The organism is Cupriavidus sp. GW821-FHT02F09 (genome assembly GCF_059421605.1).
The window spans coordinates 1-12,470 of record NZ_JBWKVH010000035.1; the positions used below are offsets into that span (position 1 = coordinate 1).

At 64.4% G+C, this 12,470-nt stretch carries 10 protein-coding genes; 7 read left to right on the forward strand and 3 right to left on the reverse strand.

Annotation, left to right across the window (positions count from 1 at the left end; genetic code table 11):
• Positions 1-134 precede the first annotated feature (134 nt).
• Positions 135-965, reverse strand: a complete 831-nt coding sequence (locus AC07XB_RS28745; RefSeq protein ID WP_183031633.1) for an outer membrane protein assembly factor BamD — start codon at positions 963-965, stop codon at positions 135-137.
• On the opposite strand from AC07XB_RS28745, the gene AC07XB_RS28750 reads away from it, so the two are divergent.
• Together AC07XB_RS28750 and pgeF are read left to right on the forward strand one after the other, a co-directional pair.
• Complete coding sequence (locus AC07XB_RS28750) at positions 889-2,199, forward strand: RluA family pseudouridine synthase (RefSeq protein ID WP_492372788.1); 1,311 nt, start codon at positions 889-891, stop codon at positions 2,197-2,199. The two genes, AC07XB_RS28745 and AC07XB_RS28750, sit on opposite strands and share 77 nt — an antisense overlap.
• On the forward strand, positions 2,189-2,980 hold the full coding sequence (pgeF, locus tag AC07XB_RS28755; RefSeq protein ID WP_492372789.1) for a peptidoglycan editing factor PgeF: 792 nt from the start codon (positions 2,189-2,191) through the stop codon (positions 2,978-2,980). The genes AC07XB_RS28750 and pgeF overlap by 11 nt, the downstream gene beginning before the upstream one ends.
• A gap of 13 nt (positions 2,981-2,993) precedes the next feature.
• On the opposite strand, the gene AC07XB_RS28760 is transcribed toward pgeF, so the two are convergent.
• A complete protein-coding gene (locus AC07XB_RS28760; protein WP_492372790.1) occupies positions 2,994-3,254 on the reverse strand; it encodes a hypothetical protein in 261 nt (86 codons plus the stop codon).
• 372 nt (positions 3,255-3,626) lie between these two features.
• Between AC07XB_RS28760 and phaC the strand changes: the two genes are divergently transcribed.
• The 5 genes from phaC to AC07XB_RS28785 all read left to right on the forward strand — a co-directional run bounded on the left by phaC (position 3,627) and on the right by AC07XB_RS28785 (position 9,846).
• Positions 3,627-5,420, forward strand: coding sequence for a class I poly(R)-hydroxyalkanoic acid synthase (gene phaC / locus AC07XB_RS28765; RefSeq protein WP_492830833.1), 1,794 nt, complete (start codon positions 3,627-3,629; stop codon positions 5,418-5,420).
• A 76-nt stretch (positions 5,421-5,496) separates the two neighbouring features.
• On the forward strand, positions 5,497-6,678 hold the full coding sequence (locus tag AC07XB_RS28770; RefSeq protein WP_043345333.1) for an acetyl-CoA C-acetyltransferase: 1,182 nt from the start codon (positions 5,497-5,499) through the stop codon (positions 6,676-6,678).
• A 115-nt stretch (positions 6,679-6,793) separates the two neighbouring features.
• On the forward strand, positions 6,794-7,534 hold the full coding sequence (locus AC07XB_RS28775; RefSeq protein WP_043345337.1) for a 3-ketoacyl-ACP reductase: 741 nt from the start codon (positions 6,794-6,796) through the stop codon (positions 7,532-7,534).
• A 396-nt stretch (positions 7,535-7,930) separates the two neighbouring features.
• Positions 7,931-8,482 carry a polyhydroxyalkanoate synthesis repressor PhaR gene (phaR, locus tag AC07XB_RS28780; RefSeq protein ID WP_006155938.1) on the forward strand — a complete coding sequence of 184 codons (552 nt, stop codon included), beginning with the start codon at positions 7,931-7,933 and terminating at the stop codon, positions 8,480-8,482.
• Positions 8,483-8,865: 383 nt separating this feature from the next.
• Positions 8,866-9,846, forward strand: a complete 981-nt coding sequence (locus AC07XB_RS28785; RefSeq protein ID WP_492372792.1) for a tRNA dihydrouridine synthase — start codon at positions 8,866-8,868, stop codon at positions 9,844-9,846.
• A gap of 46 nt (positions 9,847-9,892) precedes the next feature.
• Here AC07XB_RS28785 and AC07XB_RS28790 read toward each other — a convergent pair whose 3' ends face one another.
• Positions 9,893-12,382: a TonB-dependent siderophore receptor gene (locus tag AC07XB_RS28790; RefSeq protein WP_492830834.1), complete on the reverse strand. Its 2,490-nt coding sequence runs from the start codon at positions 12,380-12,382 to the stop codon at positions 9,893-9,895.
• Positions 12,383-12,470 lie beyond the last annotated feature (88 nt).

Here is a 12,470-nt window from a genome sequence, read left to right on the forward strand (position 1 = left end):
TAAGGGGCGGGTGCTCTTAGCATCGCTCCATTATGAACAAAGCCTCCCGCGTTGGGGAGGCTTTGTCAGCAATCTGACCCGATCTTCCGATCGGGTTTTTTGTTGCCAGCGCACTCAAGCGCGGTGCCTGACGTTCAGAACACTTCCCACCAGGACTTGTCCTTGCGGCGTTCCCCGTACTTGATGTAATCGCTGTTGGGGAAGTTCTTTTCCATCACGCGGGCGGTATCGTCGCGCAAGTCCTTCATGCCCAGCGAATCGTACGAGCGGATCATGATGTACAGCGCTTCCTCGTTGGCCGGTGCGCCGTCATAGTCCTTGAGCGCCTGCTGGGCCCGGTTTGCCGCAGCCAGGTAGGCGCCACGGCGGTAGTAGTAACGTGCCGCATGGACCTCGTGCTGGGCCAGCGAGTTCACGATGTATTGCATGCGCGCGGCAGCGTCCGTCGTGTACTTGCTGTCCGGGAAGCGCGTGACCAGCGTGTTGAAGGCGTCATAAGCAGCGCGCGCGGCCTTGGGGTCACGCTCGCTCAGGTCCTGACCGGAAAAACGGCCGAGCCAGCCCAAATTGTCATTGAAGTTGATCAGGCCCTTCAGGTAATAGGCATAATCCACGTTCGGGTGATTCGGATGCAACTGGATGAAGCGGTCGACCGAGGCAAGCGCGGCGGCGGTTTCGCCGTCCTTGTAGTTGGCGTAGGCGGTATCGATCTGTGCCTGCTGGGCGAAACGGCCGAAGGGATAACGTCCCTCAAGCTTCTCGTACAGCTTCACAGCTCGGGTAAAGTCGCCGGAATCTAGTGCGTCCTTGGCTTCCGAATATAATTTGTTAGCCGACCAGCCGGCAGTTTCGTCTGGTTGATCCGACAGCAGGCCGCACGCCGATAGCATGACGCAGCCGCCTGCGAGCAGAATCGCTCCAATTCTTGCGCGCCAGCTGGCGCGCTTCATGCTCATCAATTGCATGGGCAACGTATCCCGGATGAAAAATAGCGTCAAGCATTATAGCCCAAGCCCCTTGTCGGAAACCGCCGCCAAGGGCATCGAGCAGCAAGCTGCCGATTCAACCGACATCTTGAACGAGGTGGAGGACCTGGAAGACCTGACCGATGTGGCCGCGCTAGGCGGCCTGGAGGCAGGAGCGGAGGCATCTCCAATCGAATTGGAAATGCAGCCGGTAGAGATCGAAGTCGATGGTGCATCACACGGCGAGCGCCTCGACAAGTTGTTGGCACGCCACCTCAGCGGCTTCTCGCGCAGCCGCCTGCAGCAATGGATCGAGAACGGGGCGGTGCTGGTCGACGGCGAGGTGCGCCGCTCCAAGTCCTCCGTGCAGATGGGCGAACGCGTCGTGGTCCGTCCGCAGGCGGCGGCAGAATCGCGCGCCTTCGTGGCCGAAGACGTGCCGCTCAACGTCGTGTACGAGGACGCCACGCTGCTGGTCATCGACAAGCCCGCCGGCCTGGTGGTGCATCCTGCCGCCGGCAACTGGGGCGGCACGGTGCTAAACGGCCTGCTGCACCGCTACCCGGAGGCTGCAAGCCTGCCGCGCGCGGGCATCGTCCACCGGCTCGACAAGGAAACGTCGGGGCTGATGGTGGTGGCCCGCACGCTGACCGCCCAGACCGACCTGGTGCGCCAGCTGCAGGCGCGTACTGTCAAGCGCAGCTACCTGGCGCTGGTGTGGGGCGTGACGCCCGAGTCCGGCACGATCGACGCGCCGATCGGCCGTGATCCGCGCGAGCGGATCCGCATGGCGATCGTGCTCACCAACAGCGGCAAGCCCTCGCGCACCCATTTCCGTACCCTTGGCACGGTGCCGCTCGGGCGCGGCCATGTTTCCATGGTGATGTGCCAGCTCGAAACCGGCCGCACCCACCAGATTCGCGTCCACTTCGAGTCGATCGGCCATCCGATGGTGGGCGACCCGGTCTATCACCGCGCCGCCACCCAGCGCGGCCAGCGTCCGGCCATCAAGGCACCGCTGCCGGTGCCGCTGGCGCGCCAGGCGCTCCACGCCTTCCGGCTTGGGCTGGTGCACCCGGCCACCGGCAAGCTCGTATCTTGGGAAGCGCAGCCGCCCGATGACTTGCAGGCGCTGATCGAGGCGCTCGACTTTGACCGTGCCGACGACGAAGAGGAGGACGACGGCTGGACCGAAGGCGAGGACGGCGCATGGGAATACGGCGATGACGACTGAGGCGCCTTGGCTAGTCCCGGACTGGCCGGCTCCGGCGCGGGTGCGCGCGTTGTCCACCACCCGCCAGGGCGGCGTCAGCGAGGCCCCCTACGGCCTGGCTGACGGCAGCCCGGGCGGGCTGAACCTTGGCACCCATGTGGGCGACGAAGCCGCCGCGGTCGCGGCCAACCGCGCACGGCTGGCCGCGCGGCTGCCGGCCGTGCCCGGCTGGCTAGAGCAGGTGCACGGCTGCGCGATCGCCACCGAGGACCAGTTTGCCGCCGATGGCGTGGCTCCGCAGGCGGACGCCAGCATTGCCACGACCGCTGGCCGGGTCTGCGCCGTGATGACCGCCGATTGCCTGCCCGTGCTGCTGTGCGACCGTGCCGGCACCGTGGTTGGCGCCGCGCACGCCGGCTGGCGAGGGCTGTGTGGCGGCGTGATCGAGGCAACCCTGGCGCGTATGGGCAAGCAGGTTGGCGCGCAGGCGCAGTGGCTGGCCTGGCTCGGGCCGGCGATCGGCCCGGATGCCTTCGAGGTTGGCGCCGAAGTCCGGCAGGCGTTCCTGGCCCAGGCGCGGCCTGACGAGATGGCGCAGGTGGATCTTGCCTTCCGCGCCGGCGCAGGCGGCAAGTACTTCGCCGATATCTACACGCTGGCCCGCATCCGCCTGGCCCGCGCCGGCTGCACCGCGGTGTACGGCGGCAACGCCTGCACCGTTGGCGATGCGCAGCGCTTCTACTCCTACCGGCGCGACGGCGTCACAGGGCGCATGGCCAGCCTGGTCTGGCTGGCCGCCTGAAACTTTCCCAGCGTCAATCCCGGGCAGGCGGCTGTTCCTGTCCCGCGGATTCTGCAGGTTCCACGGAGCCGGAGGGCGCTTGCGCGCTCTTCGCCTGCCTCGCTTCCTCTGCCTTGCGCCGGCGCAGGCGCCCCGGGGTGCCCATGATGTACACGAGGATCGCCACGGGGAACAGGCCGTAAAAGACGAACGTGGCCAGTCCCGCGACCACGGTATGCTCGGTAATGGCCATCATCAGGACCACATACAGCCAACCGATTGCAACGATGTACATCAGGAAGTCATCCTTCTCGGGCAAGCTAGCCCCGTGGCCGGAGTGGCGCCAAAGGGAGGCTCGCAGGTTCGCGCTGAGCGCATTTTGCCGTTAGCGCCGGTCCGCGCATTTTTCCGCATTGACAGGCATAACATTGCAAGGCAACAATGGCCTCGAATGCACTGCAAGGCAGTGTGCTGGCAGGCATTCGCAGGCTCCGCCGGGACGTTCAGGTCCGCGGCGCGGCGTGTCCGGCAAGCATACCGCATGACGTCACCAGCCGAGGGCGTCAGCGCGGGCCGGTTCCGAGGCTGGCGGCGGGGGAGAGCCCCGCGGTGGTGGTACGCCGCCCAGCCAGCTTTCAAATAAGTGACGGCAGAGAGACGAAACATCATGGCAACCGGCAAAGGTGCGGCAGCTTCCACCAAGGAAGACAAGTCCCAACCGTTTTCATTTGCTTCGGGGCCATTTGATCCAGCGACATGGCTGGAATGGTCCCGTCAGGCACAGGCTAACGGTGCGACGACCCAGCAGGGCATGCCTGGCATGCCATTTATCCCCGGTTTCGAGGCATTGAAGGGTTCCGCCATGGCGGGCGTGAAAATCGCGCCCGATCAACTGGCCGACATCCAGCAACGCTACATGAAGGACTTCACCGCGCTCTGGCGAAGCATGGCCGAGGGCGGCGCCAATCCCGCCACGGCCCTGGCTGATCGCCGCTTTTCCGGCGATGCCTGGCGCAGCAGCGCGGCGTTTCACTACGCTGCCGCTTTCTACCTGATCAATGCGCGTGCCATGAATGAGCTGGCGGGCGCGGTCGAAGCCGATGCCAAGACCCGCCAGCGTATCCGTTTCGCGATCTCGCAATGGGTCGACGCCATGTCGCCGGCCAATTTCCTCGCCACCAATCCGGAGGCGCAGAAAAAGCTGATCGACTCCGGCGGCGAATCGCTGCGGGCCGGCGTGCGCAACATGCTCGACGACCTTGGCCGCGGCAAGATCTCGCAGACCGACGAATCCGCCTTCGAAGTGGGCCGCAACGTGGCCGTGACCGAGGGCGCGGTGGTCTACGAGAACGCCTATTTCCAGCTGCTTCAGTACAAGCCCGTCACCGACAAGGTGTTTGCGCGCCCGCTGCTGCTTGTGCCGCCTTGCATCAACAAGTACTACATCCTCGACCTGCAGCCGCAGACCTCGCTGGTGCACTACATGGTGGAGCAGGGCCATACCGTCTACATGGTTTCCTGGCGCAATCCGGATGCCTCGATGGCCGAGCTCAGCTGGGATGACTACATCGAACATGCCGCCATCCGCGCCATCGAAGTCACGCGCGAGATCAGCGGCCAGGACCAGATCAACGTGCTGGGCTTCTGCGTGGGCGGCACCATCGTCTCCACTGCGCTGGCGGTGCTGGCCAAGCGCGGCGAGCATCCCGCCGCCAGCCTGACGCTGCTGACCACGCTGCTCGATTTTGCCGATACCGGCGTGCTCGATGTGTTCGTCGACGAAGCCCACGTCAAGCTGCGTGAAAACACGCTGGGTGGCGCGGCGGGCACGCCCTGCGCGTTGCTGCGTGGCGTGGAACTGGCCAACACGTTCTCGTTCCTGCGTCCCAACGACCTGGTCTGGAACTATGTCGTCGACAACTACCTGAAGGGCAATACGCCGGTCCCGTTCGACCTGCTGTTCTGGAACGGCGACGCCACCAACCTGCCGGGCCCCTGGTATTGCTGGTACCTGCGCCATACCTACTTGCAGAACGAGCTCAAGGTGCCGGGCAAGCTGACCGTGTGCAACGCGCCGGTGGACCTGGGCAGCATCGACGTGCCAACTTACATCTATGGCTCGCGTGAAGACCACATCGTACCCTGGATGTCGGCCTATGCTTCCACCGCGTTGCTCAAGAACAAACTGCGTTTCGTGCTGGGCGCGTCGGGCCATATCGCCGGCGTGATCAACCCGCCGGCCAAGAAGAAGCGCAGCCACTGGACCAACGACAAGCTCCCGGCTTCGGCGCAGGAGTGGTTCGACGGCGCCGCCGAGCACGCCGGCAGCTGGTGGCCGGACTGGGCGGCCTGGCTGGCCAAGCACGCCGGCGCGCGCAAGGCGGCCCCCACCGACTACGGCAACAAGGATTACCGCGCGATCGAGCCGGCACCGGGCCGCTACGTCAAGGCGAAGGCATAGGATTTGTCCGGGCCGGCGCCCTGCGGGGCCGGCCTCTTTCACCCCTTATTTGCATCCAACTCGAGAGGACCTCCCAATGACTGACATTGTCATCGTATCCGCTGCCCGTACCGCGGTGGGCAAGTTCGGCGGCTCGCTCGCCAAGATTCCCGCGCCTGAGCTGGGCGCCATCGTCATCAAGGCTGCGCTTGAGCGTGCCGGCGTCAAGCCCGAGCAGGTCAGCGAAGTGATCATGGGCCAGGTACTGACGGCCGGCTCCGGCCAGAACCCGGCGCGCCAGGCAGCGCTGAAGGCTGGCCTGCCCGTGATGGTGCCGGCCATGACCATCAACAAGGTCTGCGGCTCCGGCCTGAAGGCCGTGATGCTGGCCGCCAACGCGATTGCCGCGGGCGATGCCGAGATCGTGGTGGCCGGTGGCCAGGAAAACATGAGCGCCGCGCCACACGTGCTGCCGGGCTCGCGCGATGGCTTCCGCATGGGCGACGCCAAGCTGATCGACAGCATGATCGTGGACGGCCTGTGGGACGTCTACAACCAGTACCACATGGGCGTCACCGCCGAGAACGTGGCCAAGGAATACGGCATCACGCGCGAAGCCCAGGACGCGTTCGCGGCCGGTTCGCAGAACAAGGCGGAAGCCGCGCAGAAGGCCGGCAAGTTCGATGAAGAAATCGTGCCGGTGCCGATTCCCCAGCGCAAGGGCGACCCGGTGATGTTCGCCACCGATGAGTTCGTGCGCCACGGCGTCACGCAAGATGCGCTCGCTGGTCTCAAGCCGGCCTTCGACAAGGCTGGTTCCGTGACCGCTGCCAACGCCTCGGGCCTGAACGACGGCGCCGCCGCGGTGGTGGTCATGTCGGCGGCCAAGGCCAAGGAACTCGGCCTGACCCCGCTGGCCACGATCCGCGCCTACGGCACCGCCGGTGTCGATCCCAAGGTGATGGGCATGGGTCCGGTGCCTGCGTCCAAGCGCTGCCTGTCGCGCGCCGGATGGAGCGTGGAAGAGCTCGACCTGATGGAAATCAACGAAGCCTTCGCCGCCCAGGCCCTGGCCGTGCACAAGCAGATGGGCTGGGATACGTCCAAGGTCAACGTCAATGGCGGCGCCATTGCGATTGGCCACCCGATCGGTGCGTCGGGCTGCCGCATCCTGGTCACGCTGCTGCACGAAATGAAGCGCCGCGACGCCCACAAGGGCCTGGCCTCGCTGTGCATCGGCGGCGGCATGGGTGTGGCGCTGGCTGTGGAACGCAAGTGACGATTTGCCGGGCTTGCCGCAGCGAACAAGCGCGCAGGCCGGTCTGAGGGGTGTGCCGGCGCGGGGGGCTTCCCGCTTGCCGGCGTCAATAAAAACTAGCCATCAAGGAGTAGATATGACTCAGCGCATTGCATACGTAACCGGTGGCATGGGTGGCATTGGAACGGCCATCTGCCAGCGTCTGGCCAAGGATGGCTACAAGGTCGTGGCCGGTTGCGGCCCCAACTCGCCGCGCCGCGAAAAATGGCTCGAGCAGCAGAAGGCCCTGGGCTTCGATTTTGTCGCCTCGGAAGGCAATGTTGCCGACTGGGATTCGACCAAAGCCGCGTTCGACAAGGTCAAGGCCGAAGTGGGCGAGGTCGACATCCTGATCAACAACGCCGGCATCACGCGCGACGTGGTGTTCCGCAAGATGACGCGCGCCGACTGGGATGCCGTGATCGACACCAACCTGACCTCGCTGTTCAACGTGACCAAACAGGTCATCGACGGCATGGCGGATCGTGGCTTTGGCCGCATCGTCAACATCTCGTCGGTCAACGGCCAGAAGGGCCAGTTCGGCCAGACCAACTACTCCACCGCCAAGGCTGGCCTGCACGGCTTCACCATGGCGTTGGCGCAGGAAGTGGCGACCAAGGGCGTGACCGTGAACACGGTGTCGCCGGGCTATATCGCCACCGATATGGTCAAGTCGATCCGCCAGGACGTGCTGGACAAGATCGTCGGCACGATTCCGGTCAAGCGCCTGGGCGCGCCGGAAGAAATTGCCTCGATCTGCGCGTGGCTGGCGTCCGAAGAGTCGGGCTTCTCGACGGGCGCGGACTTCTCGCTGAACGGCGGCCTGCACATGGGGTGATGAACGGCAAGCCATCCCTGGTTTTCCTGGATGGTTTCTTGTCTTGGGAAGGTCCTCTGCCGAGGGCCTTTTTTATTTCCGCGGCCGCTCGGGAGGCCTCTCACCCCGCAGCAATATTGCATCGCACACCCCGCACCGCACCAACGCGCGGGCGTGGCGCGGCATTGCGGGCCCCAAACACCCGCAATCCTTTGCCCCGTGCGGGTTTTCCTTAACGGGTCCGGCTTTCAATAGTGCCTTGTTGGGCATAGAATCAGGGCAGCGGCTAGCCCGCACCAAAATAGATCATGCGTTGCAGGTCAACACGTTGTATCCCCCGCTGGCGGTCCCGATTTGCGCACCGCACAGCATGCGGTGCAGCAGCATGCAACAGCGACGATAAAAGGATAGAGCACGATGGCTACCACCAAGAAAGGCGCAGAGCGACTGATCAAGAAGTATCCAAACCGCCGGCTCTACGACACGCAGACCAGCACCTACATCACGCTAGCCGACGTCAAGCAGCTCGTGATGGATACCGAAGACTTCAAGGTGATCGACGCCAAGTCCGGCGACGAGCTCACGCGCAGCATCCTCCTGCAGATCATTCTCGAAGAAGAGACGGGCGGCGTGCCGATGTTCTCAAGCTCCATGCTGTCGCAGATCATCCGCTACTACGGCCATGCGATGCAGGGCATGATGGGCACCTACCTGGAAAAGAACATCCAGGCCTTCATCGACATCCAGAGCAAGCTGGCCGAGAACTCCAAGGGCCTGTACTCGGGCGAGCCGTTCAGCCCCGATATGTGGTCCCAGTTCATGAACATGCAGGGCCCGATGATGCAAGGGATGATGAGCAACTACATCGAGCAGAGCAAGAACCTGTTCGTGCAGATGCAGGAGCAGATGCAAAGCCAGGCCAAGAACATGTTTGGCACGTTCCCGTTCAATCAGCCGGACAAGAAATAAGCCGGCGCACGCCTCGCCGGCCTGTTGCGCGTTCCCAATCCCCCGGGAACGCATGGAACCCTCGCGGCGCCGGCAGCCTCCTTTCCTGCAAAGTGGCTTCAGGCCGGGCTGGCGTGGAGGCGAATTCCCAGCGCACGCATGACCTTCCTTCGCTGATCGGGGCGATCGGTTAAAATCACGCATATTCGGGTAACGCGCGGAATCACCGCGGCTGCTACCCCTGTCAAATGTGGCGATTCATACTGCGGACTCGCCTGCACAGCGCGAATCCCAATGCCCTCCGCAATCCAAGACCTTCGCCAGGCGCTCGCCGCCGAGGCCACGCCCGTTCCGACGGTGGGTTTGGCGTTTTCTCGTTTTCCGGCATCGCCGCCAGCTTTGCTATGAGCCGGCTGTTTCTTGCCCCCATGGAGGGGCTTGCTGATTACGTGCTGCGCGACGTACTGACCGGCTCGGGAGGATACGATGGATGTGTATCCGAGTTCGTCAGGGTGACGGGCTCTTTGCTTCCCGAGCGTGTCTACGAGAGGGACACACCCGAAATCCTTCACGGCGGCCATACTCCAAGCGGCACGCCGATGGTGATCCAGCTGCTCGGGAGCGATCCTGAGTGGCTGGCGGTCAATGCGGCCCAGGCAGCTACCGTGTCGCCGCATGGCATCGACCTGAATTTCGGCTGTCCCGCCAAAGTCGTCAACCGGCACGGTGGCGGGGCCATGCTGCTGGCGGACCCGGAACTGCTGAACCGGATCGTGTTGTCCGTTCGCGCCGCAGTGCCCGCGAACATCGCCGTGACAGCCAAAATGCGGCTTGGCGTGTCCGATACCGCGCTGGCGATCGACTGCGCCACGGCGCTGGCGGAAGGCGGCGCAGCCTCGCTCGTCGTGCATGCCAGGACGCGCGATCATGGCTACCGGCCTCCCGCACACTGGGAGTGGATCGCTCGGATCGATGCCGCCGTGGACGTGCCCGTTGTTGCCAACGGCGAAGTCTGGACGGTTGCGGACTGGGAGCGATGCCGGGCCGTCAGCGGCTGTGCCGACGTGATGATCGGGCGGGGCGCCGTGTCGGATCCATTCCTGGCCTTGCGCATACGCGGACTGATGGACAGAACGCCCTGCGCCGAGGAATGGCCGTCGGTGCTCCGCCATATCGCCGGCTACCTGAAGAAGCTGCAGGCCAATGACGAATGCGCTCACGAGCACGGACGCGTCAAGCTGTGGCTCAGCTACCTGAAACGGACCTGGCCGCAGGCCGCAGAGCTGCATGCAGCTATCCGGCGCCTGCAAGGGGCGCTGGAGGTTCAGGCGGTGATCGAGAGCGCCCTGGAGGGCATGCCGGGGACATCACCCTCGTTGCAATAGGCTCGCGAGCAGGCGCGGCCATCAGACGCGTATGCGCGCGCATCGTTCAGAAGTCCATCGTGGCCGAGAGCATGAAGGTGCGCGGGGCGCCCAGGGCCAAACTGGACAACAGCGGCATGCCCCAATAGGCCTTGTTTGTCACGTTATTGACGCTGGCCCGCACGGTCAGCGGATGGCTGGAGACCTGGGTAGCATAGCGTGCGCCCAGGTCATACACCGTGTGGCCCGGCACCGACAGCGAGTTGTCGGCACTGATGTATTGCTTGGATACGGCGGTCGCATTGGCGGTCAGCGTCAAGCCCGGCACGGCGGAGGTGTCCCACTCCACGCCCAGCTTGCCTTGCAGCTTGGGCACCCCGGTCGCCTGCTTGCCCTGGTTGACGCCACCGGCGGTCTTGGTGAGCTTGGGGTCCACATAGGCGATGCCACCCATCAAGCGCACGCCGCGCAGCGGCGAGCCAAAGAAGCCCCACTCGACACCCCGGTTGCGCTGCTCTCCGCCAAAGGAAAAGACGTTGGTGGAAATGTCGGTATAGCTGCTTGGCCGCTCGATTTGATACAAGCTGAGCGTGTGGGCGAATTCGCCGAGATCGAGCTTGAGGCCGATTTCCTTCTGCTTGGTCTTGGACGGCGGAAACAGCTCTCCCGCATTGGCGGCAGTTGCCGGCGCGGTCTGACCCTTGCTCAACCCTTCAATGTAATTGCCGTACACGGAAATATGGTTCGTGGCTTTGACCAGCAGCGCGGCCGCGGGTGTCATGGCGCTTGCGTCATAGCGGGCACTGCGCGCCCCGGTCGTGAGGCTGAAGGTATCGGTGAGTACTTCCTGGTGACGCACGCCCAGCGTCAGTTGCACCCTGTCCTGTGCAAAGGACAGGGTATCCGCTACGCCGTAGCTGGTCAGGCGCGTTTCCGTGTGGAGGGTCGGCGGCCAACGCATTCCGGCGGCTGGGCCCCAGACCGGGTTGTAGATGTTGGTGGTCCAGTCCGCGCCCGGGACCGATCTGCGGCCATAGTCCCTTTCGGTGTCCGAGTAGTGCGTGATGTTTAAAGCCCATTGATGCTTGACGCTGCCGGTTTGGAACTTGCCCTTCAATCCAGCTTCCCCCGATGTCTTTTCAATATCGAAGGCCAGTTGGCCCATGCTGTGCCGAACATCGCCCGCCGCGTTGAGCACCTGGGCCGACATCGTACCGTTGTACTTGTAGTTGGTCCTGCTGGTGCCGAAGGCTGCATAGGCCATCAGGTTTTCGCTCACGTCGAATTCGCCGCGGACGATCGCACCCTTGTCCCTGGTGTTGACGAAGGACCAATCCGGGTTCAGCAGGGTCTCGGGCCTGGGTGGCTTGGGCACTGCCACGCCGGGGGCTAGATTGATGCCTCGGGTCACGCCGTCCACGCGGTCATCGCTGCTGTAGAGGTCGGCAGAGACGCGAGCGCGCTCGCCCCGCCAGTCCAGCCCGAGGGACGCGAACTGGGTTTTCTTCTCCTGCCGGTTGACGGCCCCCTCTCCATCCCGATAGACCCCGTTGAAGCGGATGCCGAACTGCTTGTTCTCACCAAAGCGCCGCCCAAGGTCCACATGTCCGCCGAACTGCGCATTGGACATGTAGGTCGCCGTCAGTCGCGTCAGCGGCTCATCGCCCGCGCGCTTGGGCACCAGATTGACGGTGCCGCCCACCGAGCCGCCCGGAGGCATGCCATTGAGCAGGGCCGATGGGCCTTTCAATACCTCGATACGCTCGAACATTTCGGGGGTGGTGCGGTAGTACGGCGCCATGCCGAACAGGCCGCCGATGGTGATATCGCTGGTGTTGGAGGCGAAGCCGCGGATGGAGTAGTTCTCGCTCCAGGCGCCGGTGACGCCGTTGCTGAACACCGTGGGATCGGTGGCGGCGATCACGTCGGTGATGTCCTTGGCCTGCCGGTCTTCGATGAACTTGTCCGTGTAGCTGATGGTGGAAAACGGCGTTTCCATGAAGTCCTTGTCGCCCAGCAGCCCCACGCGGCTGCCGGACGCCACCTGCCCGCCGGCGTAGGCGTCGATCGCTGAGCTCGCCTGTACCGTCACCGCCGGCAACGTAACCCCACTTTCTGCGGCTGGGCTTTGCGTCTGTTGGGCCGTCCGGCTTAGCGTGTAGCGGCCGTTGGCCTCGCGCACTGCCTGCAGACCGTGCCCGCGTAGCAGTTCGGTGAAACCCTCGCGCACGCTGTAGCTGCCGGACAGCCCCTGGCTGTTCCTGCCTTGGAGCAGGCTCGCATCCACGGTCAGTTCGACACCGGCCGCAGCGGCATAGGCTTTGAGCGCCTCGCCCAGCGGGCCGGTCGGCACGTTGAAGCGGCTCCGGGCGTCCACCGCCTGGCCGGTGCTTTGTGCGAGTGCCGGCGGGGCGGCCAAGGCCAGGGCGCCCACGGTCAGCCCCAGCAGACCCAGCAGCACCGTCGGCACGGCAGCGGCGCGCTTCAGGGCAAAGGCGGGTTGGGGGCGCACCGCCTGCTGTGCAGATCGCGCGATGCGATGGTGACGTTTGGTCATTACAAGCTCTTTTCAGTTGAGATCGGGTTGGTTCTCAGCACGTCTTGCGAGTGAGAAAGCTATGGCGAATACGAATCATTACGTTTTT